This window comes from Streptomyces sp. NBC_01433 (assembly GCF_026340105.1).
In the GTDB taxonomy this organism is placed as follows: Bacteria; Actinomycetota; Actinomycetes; order Streptomycetales; family Streptomycetaceae; genus Streptomyces.
Genome location: NZ_JAPEPM010000001.1, coordinates 6,153,843 through 6,180,825, shown reverse-complemented (window position 1 = coordinate 6,180,825; position 26,983 = coordinate 6,153,843). Strand labels below are relative to the sequence as shown.

General features: G+C 69.7%; 23 protein-coding genes and 1 pseudogene. 4 read left to right on the top strand and 20 right to left on the bottom strand.

Going from position 1 to position 26,983, the window contains the following annotated elements; genetic code table 11:
* Nucleotides 1-21 precede the first annotated feature (21 nt).
* Nucleotides 22-450 carry a pyridoxamine 5'-phosphate oxidase family protein gene (locus OG413_RS27630; protein WP_266809769.1) on the bottom strand — a complete coding sequence of 143 codons (429 nt, stop codon included), beginning with the start codon at nt 448-450 and terminating at the stop codon, nt 22-24.
* A gap of 246 nt (nt 451-696) precedes the next feature.
* On the opposite strand from OG413_RS27630, the gene OG413_RS27625 reads away from it, so the two are divergent.
* Complete coding sequence (locus tag OG413_RS27625; protein WP_266809767.1) at nt 697-1,092, top strand: nitroreductase/quinone reductase family protein; 396 nt, start codon at nt 697-699, stop codon at nt 1,090-1,092.
* Nucleotides 1,093-1,295: 203 nt separating this feature from the next.
* Here the strand turns inward: OG413_RS27625 and OG413_RS27620 are convergent, their stop codons facing one another.
* The 8 genes from OG413_RS27620 to OG413_RS27585 all read right to left on the bottom strand — a co-directional run bounded on the left by OG413_RS27620 (nt 1,296) and on the right by OG413_RS27585 (nt 10,634).
* On the bottom strand, nt 1,296-1,928 hold the full coding sequence (locus OG413_RS27620; protein ID WP_266809765.1) for a GDSL-type esterase/lipase family protein: 633 nt from the start codon (nt 1,926-1,928) through the stop codon (nt 1,296-1,298).
* Between the two features lie 68 nt (nt 1,929-1,996).
* On the bottom strand, nt 1,997-2,743 hold the full coding sequence (locus OG413_RS27615) for a sugar phosphate isomerase/epimerase (protein WP_266810398.1): 747 nt from the start codon (nt 2,741-2,743) through the stop codon (nt 1,997-1,999).
* Between the two features lie 182 nt (nt 2,744-2,925).
* Nucleotides 2,926-4,350, bottom strand: coding sequence for a polysaccharide lyase 6 family protein (locus tag OG413_RS27610; protein ID WP_266809763.1), 1,425 nt, complete (start codon nt 4,348-4,350; stop codon nt 2,926-2,928).
* Between the two features lie 127 nt (nt 4,351-4,477).
* Nucleotides 4,478-5,911, bottom strand: a complete 1,434-nt coding sequence (locus OG413_RS27605) for a polysaccharide lyase 6 family protein (RefSeq protein WP_266809762.1) — start codon at nt 5,909-5,911, stop codon at nt 4,478-4,480.
* Nucleotides 5,912-5,954: 43 nt separating this feature from the next.
* Nucleotides 5,955-7,310: an alpha-L-fucosidase gene (locus OG413_RS27600; protein ID WP_266809760.1), complete on the bottom strand. Its 1,356-nt coding sequence runs from the start codon at nt 7,308-7,310 to the stop codon at nt 5,955-5,957.
* A gap of 158 nt (nt 7,311-7,468) precedes the next feature.
* Nucleotides 7,469-8,335: a carbohydrate ABC transporter permease gene (locus OG413_RS27595; RefSeq protein ID WP_266809758.1), complete on the bottom strand. Its 867-nt coding sequence runs from the start codon at nt 8,333-8,335 to the stop codon at nt 7,469-7,471.
* Nucleotides 8,332-9,309, bottom strand: a complete 978-nt coding sequence (locus tag OG413_RS27590) for a carbohydrate ABC transporter permease (RefSeq protein WP_266809756.1) — start codon at nt 9,307-9,309, stop codon at nt 8,332-8,334. The genes OG413_RS27595 and OG413_RS27590 overlap by 4 nt, the downstream gene beginning before the upstream one ends.
* On the bottom strand, nt 9,306-10,634 hold the full coding sequence (locus tag OG413_RS27585; protein ID WP_266809754.1) for a sugar ABC transporter substrate-binding protein: 1,329 nt from the start codon (nt 10,632-10,634) through the stop codon (nt 9,306-9,308). Before OG413_RS27585 ends, OG413_RS27590 begins: the two co-directional genes overlap by 4 nt.
* Before the next feature lie 486 nt (nt 10,635-11,120).
* Here OG413_RS27585 and OG413_RS27580 point away from each other — a divergent pair, with 486 nt between their 5' ends.
* Both OG413_RS27580 and OG413_RS27575 read left to right on the top strand, forming a co-directional pair.
* On the top strand, nt 11,121-12,131 hold the full coding sequence (locus tag OG413_RS27580) for a hydroxyacid dehydrogenase (RefSeq protein ID WP_266809752.1): 1,011 nt from the start codon (nt 11,121-11,123) through the stop codon (nt 12,129-12,131).
* 280 nt (nt 12,132-12,411) lie between these two features.
* Entirely contained in the window at nt 12,412-13,686 is a 1,275-nt protein-coding gene (locus OG413_RS27575) for a YhgE/Pip domain-containing protein (RefSeq protein ID WP_266809750.1), read from the top strand.
* A gap of 129 nt (nt 13,687-13,815) precedes the next feature.
* Here OG413_RS27575 and OG413_RS27570 read toward each other — a convergent pair whose 3' ends face one another.
* From OG413_RS27570 to OG413_RS27550, 5 genes are all read right to left on the bottom strand, one after another.
* Nucleotides 13,816-14,718, bottom strand: coding sequence for a cupin domain-containing protein (locus OG413_RS27570; RefSeq protein ID WP_266809748.1), 903 nt, complete (start codon nt 14,716-14,718; stop codon nt 13,816-13,818).
* A 34-nt stretch (nt 14,719-14,752) separates the two neighbouring features.
* Nucleotides 14,753-15,622, bottom strand: a complete 870-nt coding sequence (locus OG413_RS27565) for a cupin domain-containing protein (RefSeq protein ID WP_266809746.1) — start codon at nt 15,620-15,622, stop codon at nt 14,753-14,755.
* Nucleotides 15,623-15,714: 92 nt separating this feature from the next.
* Entirely contained in the window at nt 15,715-15,906 is a 192-nt protein-coding gene (locus OG413_RS27560; protein WP_266809744.1) for a hypothetical protein, read from the bottom strand.
* A 237-nt stretch (nt 15,907-16,143) separates the two neighbouring features.
* Nucleotides 16,144-16,761 carry a hypothetical protein gene (locus OG413_RS27555; RefSeq protein WP_266809742.1) on the bottom strand — a complete coding sequence of 206 codons (618 nt, stop codon included), beginning with the start codon at nt 16,759-16,761 and terminating at the stop codon, nt 16,144-16,146.
* A gap of 419 nt (nt 16,762-17,180) precedes the next feature.
* Nucleotides 17,181-17,327 (bottom strand): hypothetical protein, encoded by a 147-nt coding sequence (locus OG413_RS27550; protein WP_266810420.1) that lies wholly within the window; start codon nt 17,325-17,327, stop codon nt 17,181-17,183.
* Here OG413_RS27550 and OG413_RS27545 point away from each other — a divergent pair.
* A pseudogene (locus OG413_RS27545) lies at nt 17,280-18,015 on the top strand (arylsulfatase); the annotation flags it as partial. The gene OG413_RS27550 and the pseudogene OG413_RS27545 overlap by 48 nt on opposite strands.
* Before the next feature lie 46 nt (nt 18,016-18,061).
* Here the strand turns inward: OG413_RS27545 and OG413_RS27540 are convergent.
* The 6 genes from OG413_RS27540 to OG413_RS27515 all read right to left on the bottom strand — a co-directional run bounded on the left by OG413_RS27540 (nt 18,062) and on the right by OG413_RS27515 (nt 26,879).
* Entirely contained in the window at nt 18,062-20,443 is a 2,382-nt protein-coding gene (locus tag OG413_RS27540) for a discoidin domain-containing protein (RefSeq protein ID WP_266809740.1), read from the bottom strand.
* Between the two features lie 55 nt (nt 20,444-20,498).
* Nucleotides 20,499-22,103: a glycoside hydrolase family 13 protein gene (locus OG413_RS27535; protein WP_266809738.1), complete on the bottom strand. Its 1,605-nt coding sequence runs from the start codon at nt 22,101-22,103 to the stop codon at nt 20,499-20,501.
* 143 nt (nt 22,104-22,246) lie between these two features.
* The gene (locus tag OG413_RS27530; protein WP_266809736.1) at nt 22,247-23,122 is read right to left on the bottom strand and encodes a carbohydrate ABC transporter permease; all 876 of its coding nucleotides are present in this window, start codon (nt 23,120-23,122) and stop codon (nt 22,247-22,249) included.
* Nucleotides 23,123-23,140: 18 nt separating this feature from the next.
* Complete coding sequence (locus tag OG413_RS27525) at nt 23,141-24,100, bottom strand: carbohydrate ABC transporter permease (RefSeq protein WP_266809734.1); 960 nt, start codon at nt 24,098-24,100, stop codon at nt 23,141-23,143.
* An 86-nt stretch (nt 24,101-24,186) separates the two neighbouring features.
* Complete coding sequence (locus tag OG413_RS27520; RefSeq protein WP_266809732.1) at nt 24,187-25,602, bottom strand: extracellular solute-binding protein; 1,416 nt, start codon at nt 25,600-25,602, stop codon at nt 24,187-24,189.
* A 269-nt stretch (nt 25,603-25,871) separates the two neighbouring features.
* Nucleotides 25,872-26,879 (bottom strand): LacI family DNA-binding transcriptional regulator, encoded by a 1,008-nt coding sequence (locus OG413_RS27515; protein WP_266809730.1) that lies wholly within the window; start codon nt 26,877-26,879, stop codon nt 25,872-25,874.
* Nucleotides 26,880-26,983 lie beyond the last annotated feature (104 nt).

The following is a 26,983-nucleotide window of genomic DNA, read 5'->3' as shown; positions in this document are numbered from 1 at the left end:
CGGCGCGCCCCGGGCGCGGAGTCAGAGCCGGCCGAGATCCGAACTGACCCACCGCTGGGGCCGCATCCGGATCACCACCTGCTCGCCGTGGTTCTCCGAGGCGAAATCGACATAGCCGGCGACCTTGTCCGCCGCGAGATAGCGCGCCGAGACCTCTTCCAGGTCACCGCGCGTCGCGGCACGGGTCTCGACGACGGGGCCCTCGACGGACACGTAGCGGATCGTCGGCTCCACCCGGTCCACCAGGATCGTGAACCGGCCCGCGGCCGCGATCAGTTCGGCCTTGCGCGAGGTGCGCCCCGTCAGGATCCTGAGGTCGCCGCCCGGCGTGTACTGGTACCAGATGGGTACGCTGAGCGGCGCCCTGTCCCCGTCCCCGGCCGCCACCGCCAGCGCGGCGATATGAGGCTCGGCAAGGAACTGTTCACGCTCTTCGCGGGTGAGTGCCACTGCAGACTCCATTCGTACGTGGACCGGGGCCACCCAGTGTGCCCCCGGCCACCCGCCGCCGCCCCGATCGTCCCCGCCCCTGGCGGTGGCGTGTCGTCGGTACGGGGGAATCGGTACGGGGGAATCGGACGCGGAAGAGGGCCACGCCATGACGGACATCATGTCAGGGGCATACGGCGCCGTAGGGTGCTCCGATGGCGCCGGGCCATCGTCGGGTGCGTACGGCAACGGATGGGAGACGCGCGGATGTCGCGCTACCGCGAGATCAGGTTCCGGGCCACGACGCTGTTCCAGCGCAGGGTCGCCAACCCCATCACCCGGCGTTCACCGGGGCAGACAATCGTGGAGACCCTGGGACGCACCTCCGGGCTGCCCCGGCGTACGCCGGTCGGCGGCCGACGGACCGGGCACGAGTTCTGGTTCGTCTCGGAGTTCGGGGAGAAGTCCCAGTACGTGCGCAACATTCAGGCACACCCGCAGGTCCGGGTCCGGATCAAGGGGCGCTGGCACAACGGCACCGCGCATCTGGTCCCGCACGACGACCCGCGTGCCCGGCTGAGGGAGCTGCCCCGCTTCAACAGCGCGGCGGTCCGCGCCTTCGGTACCGACCTGCTGACCGTACGAGTGGATCTCACGGACTGACGCCGCGCGGCCGTTCAGCCGGTGGCTTCGGTACCGACCTGCTGACCGTACGAGTGGATCTCACGGACTGACGCCGCGCGGCCGTTCAGCCGGTGGCTTCGGTTCCGATGCAACCCACAGGTCGCCGCAGCCCCACCGGTCAACGCAAACCCACAGGCCCACCGCGGACCCCCGTGCGGGCGCCGGAGCGGTCCTCGCGGGTCTCAGCTGACGAAGCCGACCGCGCTCAGCCAGGCATCGGCGATGAGCCTGTGGCCGAGAGGGCTCGGATGGACCCCGTCCGGGGCCAGCTCCGCCGCTTCCCTCTCCTCCGCTGCGCGGAGCAGGGCGAGGTCGGCACGTACCACCTGGGCCCCGCCGGCCAGCGCGGCACGAAGGACGGCGTCGGTGCGGGGCGACAGGTCCTCGAACCAGCCTTCCTGGTCCGAGGTGACCGGAAGCAGAAACGGAGTGATGACGACCAGTCGCGCGGACAGTTCCCGCGCGGTGTCGGCGAGGAGCCGTTGGAGGCATGCTTCGAACTCGTCGACCGGGCTGAGGAGTCCCCGGTCGTAGCGCCGCCAGGTGTCATTGATACCGATCTTGACCGTGACCACGGTGGGCCGGTGGCCGATGACATCGGCGGCCCAGCGGGATTCGAGGTCGTACACGCGATTGCCGTTGAGGCCCTTGTTGATGACGGTGGGGCCGGGTCCGGCGCTCTGCCGGGCGCGCAGCGTCCGCGCGATCTCGTGGACGTAGCCGTCGCCGAGCGATGCGGAATCCGAGCGGTCGCGGCCCGCGTCGGTGATGGAGTCACCGATGAACAGAAGCCTGTCGTCCTGCCTGATGTGCATGTCTGCCGTCCTGGCGTCGGGGGTGGAGGGAGGGGAGCCGCCGCTCATCGGTCCCGCCGCGCGCCCGCTCATCGGGCCGCCGCGCGCCGCAAGGTGGCGGCCTCGCGCGCCAGCACGGCGGGATCGTCGCCGGGCACGAACTCCAGGAGCGCTTCCCACTGGGCGGGCCGCCGCTCCAGCAGGTCGAAGACCCCGGACCACAGGTCCTCACGGTCCGCCAGCGGCAGCCGGCGGTTGCCCGGCCACCACGAGAAGACATGCACTGCGCCGACCCGGTCGCCGAGTTCCGCGAGCCCGGCCAGCGCCTCGTCGTCGGGAGCGTCGAGGGGTGGCTGCCAGTAGGTGCGGAGGTTGTCCGCGCCCACTTCGTCCAGCAGCCGGACGGTTGAGGCGACGGTGTCGGTGAGGGTCTTCGAGTGGAACTCCAGCGCGAGCTCCAGGCCGTGGTCCGCGGCGATCCGGGCCGCCTCCCGCAGACAGGCCACGGTCCCGCGGCGCTCCTGCGGCGTGGCGGCCGACGAGCCGGCTCCGCCCGCCCAGACCCGTACCCGCGGCGCCCCCAGGAGCACCGCGGCTCGGGCGATCGCCGGGAATTCGGCGGCCTCGCCCGGCGTGGCGCGGAAGTACGAACCGTACGAGCAGGAGGCGAGCCCGTACCGGTCGGACGCGTCACGAGCCGCGCGGACCGCGCCGGGGTCGTCCGGAGGAGCGTGCACGTCCGCCCCCCACTCGACCACCTCAAGTCCCGCCTGCGCGGCGCGGCGTGCGACGTCGGTGGCGGGCAGCCCCCGGAAGGTGACCGAGCACAGTCCCATCCTGATCACGGCATCCCTTTCTCCCTGCGGTCGCCTCGCGGCGGCTCTTCTGTCGGTCTTCTGCTGCTGCTCTGCTGCTCTTCCCCGGTGCTTCCCCGGGGCCGATCGGTGGCTACGGCGATGCGGTCCGCCCGGGCCTGTCGGGCGGACCGCATCGCCGGCGCCCCGTCACCGGTGACGGGTCACGCGGCGTTCGGGCCCACGTCCGCGGTCGTGAGCGGGCGGCGGGCCGGGGGCACCGTCGCGTATTCGTCGGCGCCGATGTCACGGGCGCTGCCACGTGCGTCGCCGTCGATGTCATCGGCCACGGCCGGGCTGGCCAGGGTGGCCGCGCCGATCGCCGGGCTGCCAGCCGACAGCCGGGCGATGCCGTCCGATCCTGCCACCAGCTTCGGGTCGACGCGGGTGTAGCCGCCGGAAGGAGCGTTGCCGTTGGACGCCGCACCCCACAGGATGTTGCTCTGCCAGGTGAAGGCGGTGGTCGTCCCCATCGCGACCAGGCTGCCGGTGGCACCGACGAGCAGGTTGTCGGCGATGACGACGTTCCGGGGCTCGAACGCCCGTGTCTCGCCGGACAGGGAGCCGGAGTTGTTGAGCAGCGTGTTGTGCACGATCACCGCGCGGTCGCACGCGTCGTTGCCCCGCCGCTCCTCGGTCGTCTCACCGGAGTTGTGGTCGCGGGTGGTGCCGCTTCCGACCACCAGCGCCCGGCCCGACAGCCCGCTGAGGTAGTTGTTGACGATGAGGTGGTCGTTGCCGTAGAGGCGCAGGCCGTCCGTGCCACCGAGCAGGTAGTTGCCCTCCACCCTGGAACGGTTGCCGTGCCGCAGCACGATTCCGCCGACGCTGTCGCGGACGGTGTTGTACCGGATGATGTTGTCGGAGGACTTCACCGAGATGGTCTCGGGATCACCGTTGCACCGCTCGAACAGGTTGTACTCCACGACCGCGTTGGCGCCGGACAGCGCCCGGCCGCTGACGCCGAGCCGGATCGGCTCGCCGCCGTTGGCCCCGCCGAAGCTGTGGTCGGAGAAGTGGTTCCTGAAGATGTGCAGGCGCTGTGCCATGGCGGTCGAGCCGGGGCCGTCGACCACGATGAAGATGCCCGCGGTGGTCTTGTCGTGGAAGTGATTCCGGTCGATCTTCGCGTCGTCCGCCCGCACGACGACCCAGTAGAGCCCGTCGATGTCCGCGAACCGGAAGTCGTTGCGGGTCAGCCGGATGCGCGAACAGTTCGCCGGGAGCTCCAGTGAGGTGCTCTGGCGGAAGGCGAAGCCACTGACGGTGATGTTGCTGGAGTTGCTGAAGACGAAACTGCGCTCGCCCTGGAGCACCGCGCCGCCGCGGGTTTCCGAGACGATGGTGATCGGTGCGTCGGTGGTGCCGTTCCTGCCCGAAACGCTGATGCCGCCCGACGGGACGGTGTAGGTACCGTCCGCCAGAACGATCCGGTCGCCCGGTGCGGCGGAGTTGATCGCGGTCTGGAGGGCGGCCAGGGAAGCGACCGGCGCCGCGGCCTCCGCCGCGCCCGCCGATGCCAGGTGGGTGAGCGGCACGGCGGCCAGCGCTGCCACCGCGGTGCCTCTGAGGAACGTGCGTCGTTGCATGATGCCTCCATGTAGGGACAAGAAGGTGCCGGGCCGCTCCGTGCAGCCCCCGCGACTGGACGTGCTGCGATCGGCGGAGGGGACAGCCGCCGGCGAACCGGACCGGCTGTCCCCCGCGGACATGTGGTCAGCGGGACCGGGGGCCCACGTCGGCCGGGGTCAGCGGCTCGCGCCTGGCCGGCCTGCGTGCGTACTCGTCCGCGCCCACATCCCGGGCGCGCCCGCGCGGCTGCCCGTCGATGTCATGGGTGACGTATCGCCGCCGGAGCGTGGCCGCGTCGATCGCCGGGCTGCCCGCGGTCAGCCTGGCGACGCCGTCCTGGCCCGCCTTCAGCTTCGGGTCGACGCGGGTGAAGCCGCCGGCCGGGATGTTGCCGTCGGATGCCGCACCCCACAGGATGTTGCCCGACCAGGTGAAACGTACGGTGTTCGCCATCGCGACCAGTTCGCCCGAGTCCGCGACGAGCAGATTGTCGGCGACGGTCACGTCCCGCGGTTCGTGCGGGCGCTGGCTCTCGCCGGAGAGCATGCCGTGGTTGTTCACCAGGGTGTTGTGGGCGATGACGACCCGGTCGGGCGCGTCGTTGCCGCGGCGCTGGTCGGCCGGCTCCCCGGGCAGGTGGTCGCGGGCGGAACCGCTGCCGATCACCAGGGCTCGCCCGGACAGACCGGCGAGGTAGTTGTTGACGATCACATGGTCGTCGCCGTAGATCCGAAGGCCGTCCGTGCCGCCGATGAGGTGGTTGCCCTCCACCCTGCTGCGGTTGCCGTGCCGCAGGACGATCCCGCCGAGGCTGTCGCGGACGGTGTTGTACCGGATGGTGTTGTCCGAGCTCTTGACGGAGATCGCCTCGGGGTCGCCGTTGGCGCGCTCGAACAGGTTGTACTCCACGACCGCGTGGGCGCTGGACAGCGCCCGTGGGCTGAGACCGAGCCGGATCGGTTCACCGCCGTTGGACCCGGCGAAGCTGTGGTCGGAGAAGTAGTTCCTGAACACATGGACGCGCTGGGCCATCTCCTCCGTACCCGCGCCCTCCACACAGAGGTAGACGCCGAGCGTGGTCTTGCCGTGGAAGTGGTTGTGGTCGACCTCGCTGTCGTCGGCGCGCACCATCACCCAGTGCAGGCCCTCGATGTCGGCGAGCTGAAAGTCGTTGCGGGTCAGCCTGATGTGCGAGCAGTTCTCGGGGATCTCCAGGGTGCTGCTCTGACGGAAGGAGAAGCCGCTGAGGGTGATGTGGCTGGAGGCGTCGAGAACGAAGCTCTGTACGCCGCCGAGGACGACGCCGCCGAGGGACTGGGCGGCGATGGTGATGGGTGCGCGCGCGGTGCCCCGCTTGTTCCGGACGGTGAGGGGCCGGTCCGACGGAACGGTGTAGCCGCCGTCGGCCAGGACGATCCGGTCACCCGGTCGGGCTCGGTCGATCGCGGCCTGGAGTTCGTCCAGCGAGCCGACGACGGCCGTGGCGGCTGCGGCGCTGCCGGTCAGGAGAGAGCCGGTGGGGACGGCGACCAGCGCTGCCCCTGCCGCTGTGCCCATGAGGAACGTGCGGCGTTGCATGATGCCTCCGAGAGTGTGGTGGTGGATCGGGGCCCGCACCGGGTCAGCCGTCGGTCCGGTCGGCCGGCTCGTCCAGGAACAGTTCGATGACGGGCACGGGGGTGTCGGGGCGCTGGACGGGGATCTGGAGAGTGAGCGTTCCCGCGGGCTGCCCGCCCATCTCGGTGTTGACCGCGGGCCGGTCCGGGGCGATGTGGACCTGGGTGATCTCGGACGCGTCGTTCAGCAGCTGGGCGTAGCGCACCCTGCCTGCGAGACCCGGCAGGTGCAGATGGCGCAACGGCCAGGCGAACAGGTGGACGTAGAGCCGATCGCCGCGCTGGGTGTACCGGCATTCGGAGGGTGCGGTGTACGGGGACGGGCCGCAGCCGCGCACCGAGCGCTCGTGCAGGTCCATCCACCGGCCGATCTCCCCGAGTACGGCGACGGCGCGCGGGTCGAGGTCGCCGCGGCCGGTGGGGCCGACGTTGAGCAGCAGGTTGCCGTCCTTGGACACCCCGTCGACCAGCATGCGGATCAGCAGGTCGGCGCTCTTGTGGTCGAGGTTGTCGCGGTCGTAGCCCCAGCTCCCGTTGAGCGTCTGGCACGCCTCCCACAGCACGGGCCGCCCGTCGTCGGTCATGGGACCGGAGGGCTGGTACTGCTCGGGGGTGACGAAGTCGCCGGGAATGCCCGTCCTGTCGTTGACGAGGACGTGCGGCTGGAGTTCGCGGATCGTCTCCATGAGCTTCGGGGAGTCCCAGTCGTCCGGGCCCTTGCCGCCCCACCAGGTGCGGCCCGCGTACGAGAAGTCGAAGAACAGGTAGTCGATGCGTCCGAAGGACGTCAGCAGCTCTCGGACCTGGCCGTGCAGGTAGCGCCGGTAGTCGCGGATGTCGCGGTCGGCCGTCGCGGCCTTGAACTCCTCGTCGTCGCGCTGCGGATGGGTGCCGTCCACGGGGAAGGAGGGGTGGTGCCAGTCGATCAGGGAGTAGTAGAGGCCGACCTTGAGCCCCTCGGCACGGCACGCCTCGACGAACGGTCCGACGAGGTCGCGGCCGTGCGGGGTGTTGGTGGCCTTGTACTCGGTGAGGGCGCTGTCCCACAGGCAGAACCCGTCGTGGTGCTTGGTGGTGAGGACGACGTACCGCATGCCCGCGGCTCTCGCCGCCCTGGCCCACTGGACCGGGTCGTAGCGGTCGGGGTCGAAGTGGTCGAAGTACACCTGGTACTGCTCGTCGGTCAGCTTCTCCCGGTTCTTCACCCACTCGTGCCGTGCGGCGAGGGAGTACAGGCCCCAATGGACGAACATGCCGAACCGGTCGTGGGTGAACCAGGCCGTCTCCGGGGCCGGTGCGGGCACCGGGGTCGCGGCGGGCGCGGGCGACTCCGCCGCGGGGGTGTCAGCGCTCGGGGTCATGGGGGTATCGCTCCTTGTCGTCGGCATCGGGTGGCGTGCTCGGGGCGCTGTCGGCGCTCCGGCGGACGCGACCGGAGGGGCTGGTGGTGCGGGGTGTCGCGAAGAGCGGCGGGTCCGGCCGGCGGGCTCGCGGCCCGAGGTCAGGAGACTGTGCCGGGTCAGCCCTTCAGGGCGCCGGAGGTCAGACCGTGGACGAAGGACCGCTGGAAGAACAGGAAGACGACCACGGAGGGGAGCAGGGCCAGCAGGGACGCGGCCATCACCACTCCGGGGGTGACGGCGGGGTCGATCCGCAGGGTTCGCAGGGCCAGCGGGAGCGTGTAGGAGGAGGAGTCCGTGGAGACGAGGAGCGGCAGCAGGTACTGGTCCCAGATCATGGTGAAGCCGAAGACTCCGATGACGCCGAGCGCGGGCTTGCACATCGGCATGATGATCTGGGCGAAGATGCGCAGGTCTCCGGCGCCGTCGATCCGGGCGGCCTCCTCGAGCTCCCGGGGTACGTCCTTCATGAACTCCGTCATCACCAGGATGGAGAAACCCCAGGCGCCCAGCGGGACGATCATTCCGGCGAGGGTGCCGATGAGGTTGAAGTGGACCACCGGAAGGTCGGCGAGGATCAGGGACAGCGGGAGGGCCAGGATCTCCTCGGGCAGCATCAGCGTCGCCAGGATCGCGACGAGCGCCAGCGTCATCCCGGGGAAGACCTTCCTGGCCAGCGCGTAGCCGGCCAGGACGGAGACCGCCACCTGGAGCAGCAGCCCGAAGCCGACCACGAAGAACGAATTCAGCAGGTACCCGAGCACCCCCTGGTCGAAGGCGATCCTGAAGTTGTCCAGCGTGGCGCCCGAGGGGATGACGCTCAGTTCCGTCGGGTCCTTGACGTGGCTGAAGGCACTGACCAGCAGGGCCAGCAGGGGCCCGGCGAAGACGATCAGGACCAGCAGGTAGGTGACGGCTTTGAGGATCCGCCCGCCCGTGCTCCTGCTCTCGGTCAGCCCCAGCGCGGTCTCGGTCGGCGCACTCATTTGCTCTCCCTGCGTCGCAACAGATGGACGACGATGGTCAGGATCAGCGTCGCGATGAACAGCAGGACGGCTCCCGCCGCGCCGACGCCGAGTCGGTTCTGCTCCAGCCCGAGCTTGTAGATCAGGGTCATCACGACCTCGGTGGAGCCGTCGGGCCCGCCGTTGGTGAGCAGGAACACCTCGGTGAACACCCGCAGTCCGCGGATCGCGGCGAGGATGAACAGGATCGAGAACACCGACCGCAGTCCAGGCACCGTCACATGCCACACCCGCTGCGTCCTGGAGGCACCGTCGACCTTCGCGGCCTCGTACAGACCGCGGTCCACGCTGGTCAGCCCGGCGAGGATGATCATCATGTCGTAGGGGGCGCCCCGCCAGATGCCGGTGAGCATGATCGAGGCCATCGAGGTGTCGGGGTCGTTGATGAATCCCGAGGGGCCGAGCCCCACCATGCCGAGGATGCCGTTGAGCATGCCGTCCTCGGTCGGGTGGTACATGATCCGCCACAGTTCGGCGACGACCGCGATCGGCACCACCACCGGCAGGAACGCCGCGGAGCGCACGAATCCCAGCCGGCGGCCCTGCCCTTCCATCAGCAGGGCGAGCGCGAGGCCGAGCGCCATCGAGCCGGCTGTCTGCCCGGCGGCGAGGACGACGGTGTGCCACGCGGCTTCGCGGAATCCTTCGGAGTGGAGCACCGTGGAGTAGTTCTCGGTGCCGACCCATTTGTTTCCGAGGTAGGGCTGGACCTCCTGGAAGGACATGGTCAGCGCGTTGGCCATGGGGATGAACTTGAAGTACAGGAAGAGGAGGAGTGCGGGGGCCAGGAACAGCCACGGCGTCCACCATCGGCCCGCCCGGCGGTTGTTCCCGCGGCGGTCCGCGGGGGCCCCGCCGTCCTTGCGGCCCGTTTTCCGGGCGGCGGGGCCGGCCGCCGGGAGGGCGGCGGCCGGATCCGCCTGGTCAAGGCTCATGACGCGGCGATTCCCTGCTCCTTGAGGATGTCGGCGAGCTGCTTGTCGAGCTCCGCCAGCTTCGTCCCGATGTCCAGGTCGCAGTCGGCCATCAACGCGTTGACGGTCTCCGCGGTCGTCTGCCGCACCGGGGTCCAGTTGGGGATGGACGGGGCGTACCGGCCGGAGTTCTGGTACACGTCGGCGTACGTCTTCCAGCGGGGGTCGGGGCGGACCTCGGAGACGTCCACCGTCTTGTTGACGGGCAGTTGCACGGTGAAGCCGGTGTCGCCCTCCATCCCGATCTTCTGCCCATCGGCGGAGAGGGCGAAGTCGGCGAAGGAGTCCTGGCCCGCCATGTTCTCGGAGCCCGCCATCAGATAGACGGAGGCACCCTCGGCGAGCACGGTCGCGTCCTTGGGCCCCTTGGGCATCGGCACGACCTCGTACTTGTCCTTGCCGAGTGTCTCGTCGAAGCGGGGCAGCAGGTAGGGGCCGACGACGAACATGCCGGTCCGGCCCGCCTCGAACGTCTCGTTCGTGGGCGGGGTTTCCATGGTCACGGCACCGGGCTGGATGACCTTGTCCTTGCAGCCGAGATCACGGAACCACTGTGCGGCCGCCACCGATTCCTTCGTGCTCATCGCGGGCTTGTACGTGCCCTTCCCGGCTTCCGTGATGAAGTCGCCGCCCGCGGCCCAGAGGAAGTTGGAGAAGTACCAGGAGGCGTATCCGCGCTTGGTGGACAGCGGCGCGGCGAGGCCGGAGGTGTTGTTCTTGCCGTCACCGTCCGGGTCCTTGGTGGTGAAGGCGGAGGCCATCGCCGCGAAGTCGTCCCAGCTCCGCGGGACTTCCAGCTTCAGCTTCTCCCGCCAGTCCTTGCGGATGAGCAACGCGGACGCCTGTGCCGAGTACGGCAGGCCGAACTGCTTGCCGTCCACGCTCTTGCCGGAGTCCAGCCCCTGGCCGATGATCTGTTCGGCGCTCTTGATCTTGCCGAGGTCGATCTCGCGGAGCAGGCCCTGGCTGTGCATGGCACCGAGCTGCGTCACATCGTTCATGACGATGTCGGGCAGGTTCTTCTGCGCGGCCCGCTGCTGCAGCTTGGTCTCGAAGTCGTCGAAGATCGCCGTGACCTTGACCTTGAAGCCCGTGGCCTTCTCGAACGCGGCAGCGAGCTTGAGCGTGCCCTTCTCCCCCGGTCCGCCCGGTGTCGTCCTGGTCCATAGTTCGAGCGGTGCCTTGGAGTCCTGCTTGGCGTCCACTCCCGCAGGCCCTGATGTACAGCTGGTGAGGACCAGCGCCGAGGCGAGGAACCCCGCACCGACCCAGTGCGATCTCTGCATGACAACTCCTGTTTCGCCGCATCACAGCTGGCCTGGAAAGCGCTTGCTGGGGACGCTAACGGGGTCGGAATCTGCGGTCAATAGTCCGATGAATACAAAAATCTCGCGACAGCCCGTCGAACACGCGGCTGACACACCCCCGCATGTCACCCCTGCGACGCAACGCCTCCACAAGAGGAATGCCAGCCCCCAGATATCGCCTGACGGACCGGCAGACCTGCCACTCAGGACACGGACCACCCGACTCCGCACCCTCACGTACGGGCACGAAAGCGGCCGGGGCCCCACGAGCACAAGGCAACCGGGAACCGTCTAGGGGCTTTTCCAGTCATCCGATGTATCGTGCTGCAGGCACGCCGACCATGATGTCGAACAAGCCACGCCAATCCGCGACATCCGGTCAGACATTTCCCCACACGCCCAACCAGGGCTGGGCGTCGTGATGCTGACGAATCATCAACTGAGGTGCTGAGGAGCGCAATCCGTATGAACGAGCCGGCAGCCAGGCCGACAGCACTGTTGGTCATGGAGGAAGAACGCAGGGCGGACGTCTACCCCCGCGAAGTTCTGGCCGGGATCGACCGGCTCGTGGACCGGCAGGGACCGCCCCTCACGCGGCGGCAACTCGACGAGGATCCCGATGTGCTGCGAGGGATCGACGTGCTGCTCACGGGCTGGGGCGCGCCCGTCCTCGACGCCGCCTTCCTGTCGCACGCCCCTCGGCTGCGGGCCGTCCTCGTCGCGGCGGGCTCGGTACGGCACCTGACCACGCCCGCGTTCTGGGCACGCGGCATCCCGATCGTCTCCGCGGCCGCGGCCAACGCCATTCCGGTGGCGGAGTTCACCCTGGCCCAAGTCCTTCTCGGGCTGAAGCAGGTGCACCGCATCACCCGCGACGTGGCGAGCAGCCGTCGCTTCCCGCACAATCCCCAGGTCCCGGGCGCCTACCGCTCACGCGTGGGCCTGCTGGGGCTCGGGCACATCGGCCGCCTCGTCGCCGCCCACCTCGGCCGCTTCGACATCGAGATCCTCGCCACGGACCCCGTCGCCTCCGCGGACACGGCCCTGCGGGCGGGCGTCCGGCTCGTCGGCATCGAGGAACTCTTCGCCACCTGCCATGTCGTCAGTCTCCACGCACCGCTCCTGCCCGAGACCCACGGCATCATCGGGACCCGGCTGCTGAACTCCCTGGGGCCGGGCGCCACGCTGATCAACACCGCGCGCGGCGCGCTCATCGACGAGAGCGCCGCGGCCGGTGTCCTGCGTGCGAGGCCCGACCTCACCGCCGTACTCGATGTGACGCATCCGGAGCCACCGGCCGACGACTCGCCGCTCTTCACCCTTCCCAACGTCGTCCTGACCCCCCATCTCGGCGGCGCCCTCGGGGCCGAACGCCACCGCCTCGGAGAGCTCGTGCTCGACGAACTCCGCCGCTTCACCCAGGACCAGCCTCTCCAGTACGCCATCGACCCCGCCCACGCAGCGTCGCTGGCCTGACGCGGCGGCGTCGGCCTCACGCGGCGGCGTCGGCCTCACGCGGCGGCGTCGGCCTCACGCGGCGGCGTCGGCGTGACGCCGCAGATGCCGCCACCGCGACGCAGCCGGACCGGGCGACACGTCATGACGACGCGCCCGCCGGATGGATATTGCTGGCAATGCGCAATTTGTGAACTCCGTCCGCCGACGATGGGCGTGCGCGGAACGGGACGGGAGCACCGCCCTCACGGGCTTCCGGACCGCCGCCTCACCATGCCCGCACCAGCATCCACGGAGAACCATGGCCTCTGCGATCCCCCCGGACGCCACGGCCCCACAGGCCCGTGCCGGCACCCTCGTCCGGCACGCCAAGCTGTGGCTCGTACCGACCGTCCTCGGCGCGCTGGTCGCGCTGGTGCTGTCGCTCCTCTACATGGGCGGCATCCTCAACCCGAGCGACTCATTGCGCAAGCTGCCCATCGCCCTCGTCGACGAGGACCAAGGCCACCCGCTGCCCGGACAGCGGCAGAACCTGGGGAAGCAGCTCGCCGCCTCGATCAGCTCGGCCGGTCCCTCGGACACCGTGGAGTGGCGACGGCTCGGCCTCGCGGCGGCCGAGGACGAGCTGGCCTCCGCCAAAGTCTTCGGCGCGTTGATCATTCCGGACGGCTTCACCACATCCGTCGGCGCCCTGACCACGAGCCGGGCGACAGTCCGGCCGACGCTCACCGTGCTGACCAACCCCGGCATCGGCAGTCTCGGCTCCTCACTCGCGGCCCAGATCAACCAGACGGCGGCCCACCGGGCTTCACTGGAGCTCGGCAAGCGACTCACGGCCTCCACCGCCGTCCCCACCACGCGTCTGCTTCTGACCGACCCCGTGACCGTCACCACCCGGGTCGGCCATCCGATCGGCCGGCACAGCGGCCTGGGGCTGACCGCCTTCTACTACACCCTGCTGCTCGTCCTGAGCGGCTTCATCGGAGGAAACCTCGTCAACAGCGGCGTCGACACCGCGCTCGGCTACGCCGACAGCGAGATCGGCCCCTGGCACGCCCGCCGGCCGACCGTCCCCATCAGCCGCACCCAGACGCTGCTGCTGAAAATGCTGATGTCAGCGGGTATCTCCGTGCTGACCACCACGCTCGTCATGGTGGCGACGGTCTCGATCCTGGGCATGGACGCCACGCACCTGCCGATGCTGTGGATCTTCTCCTACTGCGCGACGGTGGCCGTCGGCCTGGGTGTCCAGGCCATCAACGCCGCCTTCGGCGGTATCGGACAGCTCGTCTCGATGTTCGTCTTCATCGCGCTGGCCCTCCCCTCCTCCGGCGCCACCGTCCCCCTGGAGGCCACCCCCGGCTTCTACCGCTTCCTGGCCACCTTCGAGCCGATGCACCAACTCAGCTCCGGGGTACGGTCCCTCCTCTACTTCGACGCCCGCGCCGACGCGGGTCTGGCCCGCGGCTGGACCATGATCGCCGTCGGCGTCGTCCTCGCCCTGGCGTTCGGATTCGCCATGACCCACTACTACGACCGCAGGGGCCTGCGCCGTCTCACACCACAGCCCGCGTGAGATTCCGGCCCCGGACGCGCTCGGACCGGACCGGCAGGGCGCGGACGAACCGCGCTCCTGCCTCGCGCTCATGAGCTCTCATGGGCTCATGGGCTCATGGGCTCATGGGCTCATGGGCTCATGACCGGGTCAGCCCAGAAGTGCGCTCAAGGAACCGTTGGCGGTGCGCTGTTCGCCGCGCATCGCGCCACGGGCCAGACGGACCAGTTCCTCCGGCGTGAGGTCGGTGAGCGTGCGGTGGAAATGCGCGATGAGGTCGCTCGCGGCCCCGGACAGTGCCGCGTCGTCGTTGGGGCGGGCGGGCAGTCCGTCGCCGTCCAGCAGGAGTGCTTCGAGAACGGCGTACAGGTGGGCGGAACCGGCCTCGCGGACCGTGAGCGAGAGGTGGGCCGAGGCGCTCTCCCCGGTGGTCTCGGCCATATGCGCGAACCCGCGTGGTACGTAGAGGACTTCGCCCTGCCGCAGAACCACGTCCAGCAGCGGTTCGCCCGGGTCGCCGTCCACCCGCTCGGGCTGCCAGTTCCCGTCGGGCGGTCCCGGATACACCCGCCACCGCTTCGAACCGTGGATCTGCACGGCCAGCACGTCGGCGTCGTCGCGGTGCACCGGACGGCCCTGCGTTCCCGGCGGGGTGAGGAAGAAGAATGCCTCCACCTGGCGTCGGAATCGCTCCGCGAGGCCGTCGGTCAGCTCCCGTACGCCCGCGTGCCACTGGTCGACGTACCGCAGAAGGAGCGTCGCGCCCTCCTCGCCGACCAGTCGGCGTACGGCCCCCGCGTCCAGGTAGCGGTCGTCGATCCCGCCCAGGATGACGCGAGGGGAACAGTAACGCTCCTGCGGTACGGGGCCGTCCTTGTGCACGAGCGTCGCATAAGGGGTGGTGAGGAGTCCCGCGTCCAGGATCCGGTCCAGCTCGGCGACCGTCAGCACGTCCGGCGGGGGTGTACGGGGGCGCAGTACGGCGGGTGTGCGGCGCCACAGCGTGTGGTGAAATGCCTGCTCGTCGTCCACATATCGTGCGAGCCAGTCCATCGTTGCCTCTTCATGTTCCATGCCGTCGGCCTGATCAGACGGTCTGGCGGTTGCTGTACGCACACGGCCGTGCCCGGCCGATGACATCCTGCGGAGTCACCGCGTCGAGCCGTGCGCGCAGATGGTCCAGGAGTCCGGCGGCGGAGTGCAGCAGGGCGTCGTCGTCCAGTGGACGGCCCGGCAGCGAGAGTCCGTCCACGAGCTGTGCCAGCAGAGCTCCGCGCAGATGTTCCGCACCGGCTTCCCTGATGACCACCGTCAGATGAGCCGACGACTCGTCGCCCACGGCCGCGGCGGTGTGCGCGAATCCCCTCGGCACATACAGCACTTCGCCCGCCTGAAGGACCGTGTCCAGCAGGGGCTCTCCCGGATTCTCCGCACGGACCGGCGCCCAGTCGCCGTCGCCCGGCCCCGCGTACACCTGCCAGTGCTTGGCACCGCTGAGCTGGATGGCCAGCAGGTCCCCGTCGTCCCGGTGCACCGGACCCCGGCGGCCGGGAAGGCTCAGGAAGTAGAACGCCTCGACGAGCCGGCCGAGCCGCTCGGCTATGCCGTCGGTGAGCTCACGCACCGGGGGATGCCATTGGTCGACGTAGCGGAACTGCAGCGTCGCCCGCTCCTCACGGATGAGCCGGCGCACCGCCGCCGCATCGACGTAACCCTCGGCAGGATGCCCGGTGATCACGCGCGCCGGGCAGAAGAGCTCGTCGGCGATGCCGCCCTGTGCGGTGTAGAGGCCGACGTACGGAACGCGCAGCAGCCCGCCGTCGAGGAGGGCATCCACGTCCGTGCGTGTCAGCACCTCCAACGGCGGGTTCCGCGGCCGCATGAGCACAGGCTTACTTCGCCAGTACGAGCCCAGGAGCTGTTCCACGTCCGGTACACACCGCTCCAGCCAGTCCATCGGTCGGTCCTTCCTCGAAGGGACCCGCCGATGCGGACATCGGCGGGTCCCGGTCATGCGTGCGTGCGCTCGTGTGCGCGTCGGTCAGGCGATCAGATGACGTCGGGGTAGCAGTCCCCGCAGCCGGCCTCGATCTTCTGGTCCGACGCCGGGGGTGCGGCGGCGTGCCCGACGGACGGCGCGAAGAACGCACCTCCGGCAACGGCGAGCGCCGCCACGCTCAGCGCCGCGCGCTTGGAGATCTCCGTACGCTTCGACGGCTCCGCGACCTGGAAAGACGACATGACCACTCCTTTCCCCGGCCACGGTTTCGCCGCGGCCAGGTGTTCGATCGGCCCCGGTTCCGAGGCCGGGACTGATCTTGCTTCGGCCCACCTGCGGAGGAGAAGCGGCACTGACGTGTTCCATACGCCGCTTACGGATCCCTGACGCGCCCTCACCTGCGCGGAGACCTTGCCGGACGGCCTTCGCCGTGATCGGAACGCGCCCGGCTCGGGCGGCCCGGCCCTCCTGCGGCAGGCTCAGCCGTTCTGCGGGTGGGCGGGCTTCCATGGGGCGCCCTCGCCCGGCAACGGCCCCCACACCAGCGCGCCCCGGTGAAGACCGGGAACGACCCCGGTCAGCAACGGGCCGGTGCCTCGGGTGAGGGCTTCGGCCAGCGCGTCCAGGAACTCGCCGAGGGATCCGTACCCCGGGGAGGCGAGCGGCTTCGACGGCGGCTCACCGTCGGCCAGGTCGAAGGCGGCGAGCCGGCCTCCGGCGTCGACCGCCAGGCCGCCCCACGGGGAGAGGGAATAGCCGGTGACGGCGAAAGGAACCCAGGCGTCCCAGAACTGATCGGTTTTCCCTTCGTGGCCCCGGACATCCACGATCTCCTGGAGCGGCAGCAGATGGTGCTGGGCGAGGAACAGGCCGGGGTCGTACTCGTCGGGGTCGCGATCACGGGCCGAGGCGTCGACCGTTCCGTCGCACCCCCTCAGGGGCGTCACCAGGGCGGCGGGCAGGTCCATCCCCAACTCGCCCTCGGTACAAAGGACATCGACCGGCGACGCGCCCGGCCGCAGAGTGGCGTGCGAGGCGGGTGCGTGCACCGCCAGATAGTCGCTGATGGCGGCCCAGGCGGGCGGAACGTCACTCATCTTGCGCTCCATCGGGGTATCGGCCCCGTACTCATCGCGGTCGAGCGGCCGGAAAGGTCCAGCGTCCGAAATGGTCCGACGGCCGGAACAGTTCGGCAGCCGGAGCGATTCGGCGGCCGGAACGGTTCGGCCGACCGCCACGCGAGGCTACCGACGGCCCGTCACCCGGCCGCGGGCACCCCGCGCCGGTGGGTCTGCGGTCCGGTGGCCGAACGCCACGCCCTTCCAAGGCACTTGGGTCGGGAACGACTCCGCGCGGCGTTGTCCGGCCGGGCGCGGGCCGCCCGTTCGATCTCGGGTTCCGCGTGCTCGACCCGCTCCAGCCACTCCAGCAGTTCCTGGCGCAACTCGTCGGCGACCGCACGGTGCGAGGTGAGCCCGGCGAGGTTGTCCAGCTCGTACGGATCGGCTGCCAGGTCTTACAGTTCACTCTCCGTATAGCGGTCCGCCTCCCGGTCGTTCCAGGCGTCCGCCCCCGGTGCCTCCACCGCGTACTTCCACCGGGAGGTGCGTACCGCACGGAGTGGGCGCTGTGCGACCTCGGGACCGACCCGATCGAGATCCACGATCTGGCTGCCGAACGTCCGTCCGTGGTGGCGGAGTTGGCGTCCGCCTGGGAGGAGGCGGCTCGGCGCAACGGGGTCTTTCCGCTGCCCGACGGCAGTGGCGCGCGCCCGCCGCGACCCGGCCGAGCGGCGGCTGTCACGCCCGCTGACCCTGCTGCCCGGCACCCCGGAGCTGGAGCGCCACCGCTCCTTCCGCCCGAACGCGCTGCGGTCCTTCGAGATCTCCGTCGTCCTCGACGAGGCCGGGGAGGGGGTGCTGGTCTCCCACGGCGACCAGGGCGGCGGCTACAGCCTGTACGTGGAGGACGGCCGGCTCCACTTCGCCTGCAACGAGTACGGCGTGCTCCGCGGGAGTGACGCCGGGCCCCTGACGCGCGGAGAACACGTCGTCGCGCTCGCCGCGGCGGCCGAGCGGGGGCTGCGCTGGAGGTTCACGGTGAGCGTCGACGGCGAGGTGCGGACCGCCCCGCCGAGCGTCCACCAGCTCATCGGCATGGCCCCGTTCCAGGGCATCAGTGTCGGGGTCGACCGCAAGTCCCCGGTCTCCTGGCCGCTGTACGAACGCCACCTCTCCTTCCGGCACCGCGGCCGGCTGAGGCCGGTGACCTACCGCCCGGGGGAACCCGGGCCCGACTCCCCGGAGGCGGTGGCCGCCGCGCTCAAGGAGACGGCGGCCACGTTCGAGTGAGGACCCTCGCCGGGCACGTGGGCGGGCGGTGCTCCGATGGAGCGGATCAGGAGCGGTAGACCTCCAGTTCGCCGATCTGGGCCGCGGGCCAGCCGGTGTTGGCGGTGGCGGTGACCCGCAGGTGCCGGGTGCTGGTCCCCGGCGGCAGCTCCACGGTCACGGTGTTGCCGGTGGCCGGGTCGAAGCGGTAGTCCCGCCCGGCGACCAGCGTGGTGAAGGCGGAGCCGTCGGTGCTGCCCAGGACGGCGAGGGTCTGGGTACGGGCCTGCCAGGCCGCGGCCGGCGGCAGTCGGAGCACGAGCCGGCCTGTCCGGACCGTCGCCCCCAGGTCCACCGTCAGTGACTGCGGGAAGGCCCGGTTCGTGCTCTCCCAGTAGGAGTTCACCTCACCGTCGACGGCCCTGGCCGGGGTGTAGACATCGGCATGACCGGTGGCGGTGACGGGGCGCGTCCTGGCGAGGTTGGCATTCGGGTCCGGGTCGGTCGGCGTCGGCGTGGGTGTGGGCGTGGGCCCAGGGCCGGTGCCGTGGTCGTAGTTCGCGGCGGGCCACGGTCCGCAATAGGTCGTCGGCAGTTTCTCGTTCCAGCCCGAGTTGCCGGTGCCCTGCGTCAGGACGAGCGAGGAGCCGAGGCAGCTGTAGAGCGGCTCGGTGAATCCGATGTTCTTCGCCTTGACGTTCGTGAAGGAGACCTGCGCCGGGTCGTTGAACTGCAGGGCGAAGGTACCCGTTCCGTCGATGTTGATGTCGGAGAAGTGGACGTTCTTGGTCGTACCGGAGACGAAATGGACGGCGGCGTAGGAGCTGTCCAGGATGTCCGTGTCGGTGACGTTGATCGTGGCCTTGTCGATGGGGCTGTTGCGGGCGTCGAACCAGATCGCGCCGATCGGGAACGGCCAGCCGTAGTCGGTGTTGCCCGCGCGGATGGTGGTGTTGCGGGCCAGGGTGAACGTTCCCTGGACGTCGGTGCCCTGTCCGGGCGAGACACCGGGGAAGCGGTTGCCCACGTGGATGGCCCCGCCGTTGGTCAGGCTCTCGGCGAGGACGTTGTCCGTGACGGAGATGTCCTTGCCGCCGTAGACGGCGATGTGATTGGCGAGAATGGGAGCCACGACGGTGTTCCCCCTGAAGGAGTTACCGGCGTTGGCCTTGGTGTCGGACCACATCGCGAGCCCGTCGTCACCGAGATTGCGCAGGAAGGTGTTCTCCACGGAGGAGTTCGTGACGCCCCAGTGGAAGTTCACCCCGTCCGCGGTCTGGTCCAGGATGCGGCTGTTGCGGATGTGGAAGTTGTCCATCGGGCCGTCCATCCACGCCCCGACCTTGGTGTGCTGCATCCAGACGTTGTCGACGACGGAGTCGCTCATCGCGCCGCCGATCGCGTTGACCTGGTCCTCGTCGACGCGCTCGGCGATGTCACCGATGATCGCGAAGTCCTTGAGCGTGACGTTCCGGCTCGGTCCGCCCGCCTCGTGCGGGCGGATGCCCCCGTTGTAGCCGCCACCGGCGACGTATTTGCCGTAGATGCCCGCGGCGCGGTTCCGGTCGGTGGGGTGGCGGCCGGTGAGCACGCTGTACCAGGGACCGGCCCCGCGCAGTATCACCCGGTCCACGACCACATGGTCGGTCAGCTTGAAGGTGCCCTGCGGGATCCACACCTCTTTGCCCTGGGCCGCGCCCGCGTCGACGGCCCGCTGGAATGCCGCGGTCGAGTCCGCCGCTCCCCCGGCGTCGGCACCGTAGTCGGCCACGGAGAGCGACCCGGACGGACGGGCCACCGGATCCGGGACCTTCTCGAAGTCGGCGAGGTCCACGACCGCCCACGGCGTCGCGCCCGTCGACGGAAGGGTGATGCGGACCTTCGCCCCGGCGGCCAGTGTTCTGCCGAAGAGCGCTCTGGTCTCGTCGTAGAAGTGGTGCGGCTTCTCTCCCGGGGTGTTGGTGAACGGATAACTGCCGTAGAACCAGCCGTATTTGGACGTGAAATCCAAGTCTTTGAGCTTGGTCCCGTCCAGGCTGAGCGCCACCGGTGCCGTGATGCCGGTCCCCGCCGCATTGTCCGGCAGGGCGTAGCGCACGGTCATCGCGTTGGCCGGCTCGGTGAGGGTGAACTCCACGTACTCCCCCGGCGCGTCGAGGCGCACGGCACGCCGGCCCGACGCCTCGGCGGGAAGGGAGGTGTAGGTGCGGTCGGGTCCGATCAGTGAACCGCTGGTCGCTGCGGTCTCCGCTTCCAGCTCGGTGAACGGCACCGGCGCTCCGCGCCCCGCCACCGCGAACGGCGAGAGCGGGGGCTGCTCGGCTGCCGTCGCCGGCCCCGCGCCGCTCACGGACACCGCGGCCGCCGTGCCCAGGGCGACGGTGCAGACGAGTGAGGCGAGCAGGGCGGTCAGGGACCGTGCACGGGGTGCGGCTCGGGTCGCGCTCATGACGCATAACCTCCTGGGAGTGGGGATCGGCTGTCCGGCGGTCCGGCCGCGAGGGTCAGGAGAGCAGCCACACCGCCGTGTCCTGCGGGAGACGGCCCCCGTCGTCCAGGGGGCCGCTGGTGATCAGGACGTCTGTGTGGGCCGGAAGCTCTGCGGGCTCTTCGGCGAGGTTGACGACACAGGTCAGGCCGGGACCACGGCGGAAGGCCATGACTCCCGGCTCCGACGGAAGCCAGGTCAGCGGCTCGCCCCGGAAGCCGGGGACGGTGCGTCGCAGCCGCAGCGCCTCGCGGTACAGCGTCAGCATCGAGGCGGGGTCGGCGCTCTGGCGGTCGACGGCGTAGGCCGACCAGCCTTCCGGCTGCGGCAGCCATGGCTCGCCCGGCGTACCGAAGCCGCAGGCGGCGGCGTCGGCGACCCAGGGAAGGGGCACCCGGCAGCCGTCGCGCCCCGGGTCGGTGCCGCCGGAGCGGAAGTGCATCGGGTCCTGGATGCGGTCCAGGGGTACGTCGGCCTCGGGCAGGCCCAGTTCCTCGCCCTGGTACACGTAGACCGACCCGGGCAGTGCGAGGGTCAGCAGGGCCGCGGCGCGGGCCCGCCGGGTGCCGAGTGCCGGGTCCGAGGGTGTGCCGAAGGTCTTCTCCGCGAAGTCGAACCCCGTGACCTCGCGGCCGTACCGGGTCACGGTCCGGGTCACGTCGTGGTTGCACAGCACCCATGTCGCGGGGGCGCCGACCGGGGCGTGCTCGGCCAGCGTGTCGTCGATGGTCCGTCGCAGGCGGTCGGGCTGCCACGGGCAGGCGAGGAAGTTGAAGTTGAAGGCGGTGTGCAGCTCGTCGGGGCGCAGGTAGCGGGCGAAGCGGTCGGAGTCCGGCAGCCAGACCTCGCCGACGAAGACTCCCCGGTACTCGTCGGCGATGGCGCGCCAGGACCGGTAGATGTCGTGGAGCTCGTCCTGGTCGATATAGGGGTGGGGGTCGACGCCCTCCACGAAGTCGGCGAGCGCCGGGTCCTTGGCGAGCAGCGCGGCGGAGTCGATCCGTACGCCGGCGACGCCCCGCTCGAACCAGAAGCGCAGCACCTCTTCGTGCTCGCGGCGGACGGCCGGGTGGGCCCAGTTGAGGTCGGGCTGCTCGGGCGTGAAGAGGTGGAGGTACCACTCACCGTCCGGCACCCGGGTCCAGGTGCGTCCCGAGAACTGGGAGGGCCAGTTGTTGGGCGGGAGTTCCCCCCTCTCGCCCCGGCCGGCGCGGAAGTGGAAGAGCTGGCGCTCGGGGCTGCCGGGCCCGGCCTCCAGGGCTGCCCGGAACCAGGCGTGCTGGTCGGACACATGGTTGGGGACGATGTCGACGATCACCCGGATGCCGAACTCGCGGGCCTCTCCGATGAGTTTCTCCGCCTCGGCGAGCGTTCCGAAGGCGGGGTCGATCGTGCGGTAGTCGGCGACGTCGTAGCCGCCGTCGACGAGCGGGGAGACGTACCAGGGCGTGAACCAGATCGCGTCGACGCCCAGTTCGGCGAGGTAGGGCAATTTCGTCCGGACGCCCGCGAGGTCCCCGGTGCCGTCGCCGTCACCGTCGGCGAAGCTGCGTGGGTACACCTGGTAGATGGCGGCGCTGCGCCACCAGTCGTCGGTGTGTTCCGAGTGAGGGGCTGCCACGTGACGGTCCTTTCGGGCAGGGGTTTCTCCGCCACCGGCCCGGACGGCAGGGCGTCGAAGAACGGGCCGGCGGCGGAGGCTTCATAGAGGTGCGGGACTGTGGGAGTGGTGGGTGCGAGGGTTCTCCGGGTGCGCGCGGGCGCTCAGCCCTTGATTCCCCCCGCGGTGAGGCCGCTCATGATGTTGCGCTGGAAGATCAGGAAGATGAGCAGCGTGGGCAGGGACGCGATGGTGAGCGCGGCGATCAGCACGTTCTCGGGTACCCCGTTGGACAGTGAGTAGATGCCGACGTTCAGTGTCTGCATGGCCGGGTCGGGCAGGGTGAGCATCGGCCAGAGGAAGTCCTTCCAGACCCCCACCACGGCGAAGATGGAGACGACGCCGAGGATCGGCCGCGAGATGGGCAGCACGATCGACCACAGCGTGCGCATCGGTGAGGCTCCGTCCATGGAGGCGGCGTCCAGCAGCTCCTTCGGGATGGAGTCGAAGAACCTCTTCAGCAGGAAGATGTTGAAGGCGTTCGTCACGGACGGCAGCCAGATCACCCATGGTGAGTTCAGGAGGTTGCGCTCCACGATCGGCACGTCCAGGACGGTGAGGTACTGCGGGACGACGAGCACGGTCGCCGGGATCATCAGGGTGGCGAGCATCATTCCGAGGATCGCCTTGCCGAAGACCGGCCGCAGCCTGGAGAGCGAATAGGCCGCCGCCACATCGAAGATCAGCTGGAAGGCCAGGGCGCCGAAGGCGTAGTACAGCGTGTTGAAGAGGAGCCGGGAGAGGTCCATCACCTCCCAGGCGCGGGAGTAGTTCGCGGGGTTGAGCGACTGGGGGACGAACGTCGGGGGTGTCTGGACGACCTCCTGCGTGGTTTTGAGGCCGCCGGACGCCATCCAGTAGAGCGGTCCGAGGAAGACCAGGGTGAACAGGCCGACGACGAGTACGAAGGTCACCCAGTAGACGATCCTGCCCCGGGGCCTTGCCAGTTGGGCCGGCGAGATGAGTGTGCGTGTGGACATCTTTCGTATCCCCCGGTCCTAGTCGTCCTCGGCGCGGCTGAGCTTCACGTACACCGCCGAGACCCCGGCCAGCAGTACGAGCAGGACCAGACCGAGCGCCGCCGCGGCGCCGTAGTTGTTGAAGTTGAAGGCGTATTGGTAGATGAGGTAGACGACCGTGGTGGTCGAGCCCCCGGGGCCCGCGCCGCCGGTGAGCAGGAACGGTTCGACGAAGACCTGCATGGTGGCGATGACCTGCATGAGCAGCAGCAGCGACAGGATGAGCCGGGTCTGCGGGATGGTGACGTGCCAGATCTTGCGGAGGAGACCGGCCCCGTCCAGCTCGGCCGCCTCGTACAGCTCGCCGGGGATTCCCTGCAGTGCGGCGAGGTAGATCAGGGTGGCGCCGCCCATGTTCATCCAGGTCGCCGCGACGACGACGGAGAGCATGGAGGTGTCGGGGTCCTGGAGCCATTGCTGCGCGGGCAGGCCGAAGAGGCCGAGGATCTCGTTGAGCAGGCCGTACCCCGGGTCGTAGAGGTACTTGAAGAGCAGTACGGAGGCGACCGGCGGCAGCATGACCGGCAGGTAGACCAGCAGCCGCAGATACCCCTGCGCGTGCCGGAACTCGTTGAGGACCACGGCGACGACGAACGGGACGGCGAAGCCGAGGACCAGCGCGAGTGCGGTGAACAGCAGGGTGTTGCGCCATGCCTGCCAGAACGCCGGGTCGTTGAAGACGGTACTCAGATTGGACAGGCCGGCCCAGGTGGTCTGTCCGTCCTCGGTCTTCTGGAAGGCGAGCACGAACTCGCGCACCATCGGGTACCAGGAGAACAGGGAGAAGCAGATCACGGCGCCGATCAGGAAGCCGTGGGCCGTGAGATTGCGGCGCAGGTGCTTGGTGAACGCTCCGCCGGACGGCCTGGGACGGTCCCCGTGGAGCTCTGTGTCGCGCGGCTCCTTCGAGGTCGTCGTGGAGAGAGTGGGGGCCGACATCGTCGCCTCCTCGGTGCGGAAGTGCCGGAGTGCGGTCCGGGCTGGGACGAGACGCGGGGGCCGGGCGGCCCGGCCCCCGATGCCGGTTACTGGTTGGCGAGGACCTGGTTGACCTGTGCCTCGGCGGTGGCCAGCAGCTTGTCGATGTCGGCGTCCTTGTTGGTGAGGATGCCCGACATCACGTTGTCGATGACCTTGTAGACCTCCTGGGCCTTCGGCGGCTCGGCCTTGCCCGCGACGGGGTTGTCCATGAAGGTCTTGAAGTTGGCGACCGGCATGGTGGCGTGCTCGACGCGGGCGGCATCGTCCTTGGTCTTGGACTCGTTCAGCCAGAAGTTGGGCTGGGGAACGCCCACGGGCAGCTTGTCCGCCTTGGTGCGGGCCCAGGCGAACTGCCCCTTGCCTACCGTGAGGTTCTTGAAGTTCAGCCAGGCGATCGCGGCCTTGATCCGGTCGCCCGGGATCCCCTTCTTGACCATGTAGTTGTTGCCACCGGCCAGGGTGTTCTTCGCGCCGGGTATCGGTCCCATGCCGAAGTTCTCGTACTCGGCCCCGAGTTGCTGGACCATGTACGCGATGTCGTCGGGCGCGGCGAGGAACATGCCCAGCTTGTCGGTGGCGATCTGCTTCTGCAGATCGCCCCACTTGAGCAGCTGGGTCTTGCCCATGCTGTCGTCCTCCCAGCGCATGGCGTGGAGGTTCTGGGCGACCTGCTTGCCGAGGTCGTTGTTGAAGGCGGCCTTCTTGCCGCTCGCGTCGACGACCTCGCCGCCGACGCTGTACATCTGCGCGGTGAAGTGCCAGCCGCCCGTGTTGCCGGCGCTGTATTCGCCGAACCCGGCGATGCCCTTGCCCAGGCCCGCGATCTTCTTGGCCGCTGTGCGGACCTCTTCCCAGGTGCGCGGCGGGGCGTCGGGGTCCAGGCCCGCCTGCTGGAACAGCTTGCGGTTGACGAGCAGGCCCATCGTGTAGTTGCTGGTGGGCAGGCCGTAGAGCTTGCCGTCCTGCTTGAGCGAGTCGAGGACGTTCGGGTCGATGTCCTTGAGCAGCGGCACGCTCTTGTCGTTGACGTAGGCGGTGATGTCCGCCGCGCCGTCGTTGTCGAGGACCTGCGGCAGGTCGGTGAAGTACGTGTAGAACACGTCCGGTTGCGACTTGGCCTTGAGCATCGCGGTGAAGCGCGGCGGCTCCAGGCACTGGCCGGGGGTGGAGCGTCCCTCGACGGTGACATTGGGGTACGTCTTGTTGAACTCGGCGACGTCCTCCTTCCACTCCTTGAGCTCGGCCGCCTTCGCCGTGGGGGGCATGCAGTCGATCGTGAGTGTCACCTTGGTCTTCGGGTCCAGCGGGGCGGTGGGGTCGGAGTTCCCGCCACCGTCGGATCCACCGCTGCCGTTGTTGCTGCTGCTCGTGCCGCAGGCGGCGAGTGCGGTCAGCGTGAGCGCGGAGACGAGGGCGACCGCACTGGAGCGGCGGGTACGACGGAACCGGGCACTTCTCATGGGTGGACCCCTTCGGGCATGAACGTGGAAGTCGCCCCACCGCCGATGCGTTGTGGGGCGTCGCACACTCAACCACCGCCGACAGGTGGACGCAATATGTCGCGCCGATTTCGTAATTGTTTGACAGATGACCGCATGAGGCGCGCCGGGAGTGCGGGACCCCTCGAACGATCCCGGCGATACGGACAGCGAAATGCCCCGGGGCCCTGTCCGAGTCGGACAGGGCCCCGGGGCGTCGCGACGTACGGGAGCGGGCCGGCGGCCGGGTTCTACCGCGGCACTTGGGCCGTCGAGCCCCGCACCACCAGTTCGGGCTCGAAGAGCAGTTCACCGGAGTGGGCCTCACCGCCCCGGATCTGAGCGCACAGCAGGTCGACGGCCGCGCGCCCCATCGCCTCGATGGGCTGGCGCACGGTGGTGAGCGGGGGCTCCGTGCAGTTCATGAAGGCCGAGTCGTCGTAGCCGACCACGGAGACGTCGCCCGGCACGGCGAGCCCGCGCCTGCGTGCCGCCCGGATGGCGCCCAGGGCCAGCGGGTCGCTGGCGCAGATGATGCCGGTGACACCCTTGTCGAGCAGGCGCGAGGCGGCCGCCTGGCCTCCCTCCAGGGAGAACATCGAGCGCTCGACGCACTCGCCGGACAGCCCTCCGCCGTTGGCGCGGGCGACCTCCCGCGCTGCCGCCAGCTTGCGCCGCGAGGGGACGTGATCGGTCGGGCCCAGCACCAGACCGATGCTCTCGTGACCCAGCGAGACCAGGTGGCGCCAGGCCTGTTCGACGGCGACGGCGTCGTCGCAGGAGATGCAGGGGAAGTCGAGGCTCTCGATCGCGGCGTTGATGAGGACCACCGGGATCTTGCGCTCGGCGAGCTGCCGGTAGTGCTCGTGCGGGGCGTCCGCCTGGGCGAACAGACCGCCGGCGAAGACGACGCCGGAGACCTGCTGCTGGAGCAGCAGATCCACGTAGTCGGCCTCGGAGACACCGCCCTTGGTCTGGGTGCACAGGACCGGCGTGAGGCCCTGCTGCGCCAGCGCACCGCCTATCACCTCGGCGAGGGCCGGGAAGATCGGGTTCTGCAGCTCGGGCAGGACCAGACCCACGAGGCGCGCGCGCTCGCCCCTCAGCTGGGTCGGCCGCTCGTATCCGAGCACGTCCAGCGCGGTGAGCACGGACTGCCGGGTCGCCTGCGAAACCCCCGGCTTGCCGTTGAGGACCCGGCTGACCGTGGCCTCGCTGACACCCACCTTCTTCGCTACCTGAGCAAGTCGTCGCGTCATGAACGCAAGACTAGCGCAAGCCCCGCAAACGGCTTGCGCTAGTCCTGCGTATCAGTCGCTGTATCAGTCGCTGTATCAGTCGCTGTATCAGTCGCTGTATCGGT

What these genes read in the sequence shown, in the direction of transcription:
- OG413_RS27625 (WP_266809767.1), top strand. Translation starts at nt 697, where the DNA reads ATGTCGCGCTACCGCGAGATCAGGTTCCGGGCCACGACGCTGTTCCAG.
- OG413_RS27620 (WP_266809765.1), bottom strand. Translation starts at nt 1,928, where the DNA reads ATGCACATCAGGCAGGACGACAGGCTTCTGTTCATCGGTGACTCCATC.
- OG413_RS27615 (WP_266810398.1), bottom strand. Translation starts at nt 2,743, where the DNA reads ATGGGACTGTGCTCGGTCACCTTCCGGGGGCTGCCCGCCACCGACGTC.
- OG413_RS27610 (WP_266809763.1), bottom strand. Translation starts at nt 4,350, where the DNA reads ATGCAACGACGCACGTTCCTCAGAGGCACCGCGGTGGCAGCGCTGGCC.
- OG413_RS27605 (WP_266809762.1), bottom strand. Translation starts at nt 5,911, where the DNA reads ATGCAACGCCGCACGTTCCTCATGGGCACAGCGGCAGGGGCAGCGCTG.
- OG413_RS27600 (WP_266809760.1), bottom strand. Translation starts at nt 7,310, where the DNA reads ATGACCCCGAGCGCTGACACCCCCGCGGCGGAGTCGCCCGCGCCCGCC.
- OG413_RS27595 (WP_266809758.1), bottom strand. Translation starts at nt 8,335, where the DNA reads ATGAGTGCGCCGACCGAGACCGCGCTGGGGCTGACCGAGAGCAGGAGC.
- OG413_RS27590 (WP_266809756.1), bottom strand. Translation starts at nt 9,309, where the DNA reads ATGAGCCTTGACCAGGCGGATCCGGCCGCCGCCCTCCCGGCGGCCGGC.
- OG413_RS27585 (WP_266809754.1), bottom strand. Translation starts at nt 10,634, where the DNA reads ATGCAGAGATCGCACTGGGTCGGTGCGGGGTTCCTCGCCTCGGCGCTG.
- OG413_RS27580 (WP_266809752.1), top strand. Translation starts at nt 11,121, where the DNA reads ATGAACGAGCCGGCAGCCAGGCCGACAGCACTGTTGGTCATGGAGGAA.
- OG413_RS27575 (WP_266809750.1), top strand. Translation starts at nt 12,412, where the DNA reads ATGGCCTCTGCGATCCCCCCGGACGCCACGGCCCCACAGGCCCGTGCC.
- OG413_RS27570 (WP_266809748.1), bottom strand. Translation starts at nt 14,718, where the DNA reads ATGGACTGGCTCGCACGATATGTGGACGACGAGCAGGCATTTCACCAC.
- OG413_RS27565 (WP_266809746.1), bottom strand. Translation starts at nt 15,622, where the DNA reads ATGGACTGGCTGGAGCGGTGTGTACCGGACGTGGAACAGCTCCTGGGC.
- OG413_RS27560 (WP_266809744.1), bottom strand. Translation starts at nt 15,906, where the DNA reads ATGTCGTCTTTCCAGGTCGCGGAGCCGTCGAAGCGTACGGAGATCTCC.
- OG413_RS27555 (WP_266809742.1), bottom strand. Translation starts at nt 16,761, where the DNA reads ATGAGTGACGTTCCGCCCGCCTGGGCCGCCATCAGCGACTATCTGGCG.
- OG413_RS27540 (WP_266809740.1), bottom strand. Translation starts at nt 20,443, where the DNA reads ATGAGCGCGACCCGAGCCGCACCCCGTGCACGGTCCCTGACCGCCCTG.
- OG413_RS27530 (WP_266809736.1), bottom strand. Translation starts at nt 23,122, where the DNA reads ATGTCCACACGCACACTCATCTCGCCGGCCCAACTGGCAAGGCCCCGG.
- OG413_RS27525 (WP_266809734.1), bottom strand. Translation starts at nt 24,100, where the DNA reads ATGTCGGCCCCCACTCTCTCCACGACGACCTCGAAGGAGCCGCGCGAC.
- OG413_RS27520 (WP_266809732.1), bottom strand. Translation starts at nt 25,602, where the DNA reads ATGAGAAGTGCCCGGTTCCGTCGTACCCGCCGCTCCAGTGCGGTCGCC.
- OG413_RS27515 (WP_266809730.1), bottom strand. Translation starts at nt 26,879, where the DNA reads ATGACGCGACGACTTGCTCAGGTAGCGAAGAAGGTGGGTGTCAGCGAG.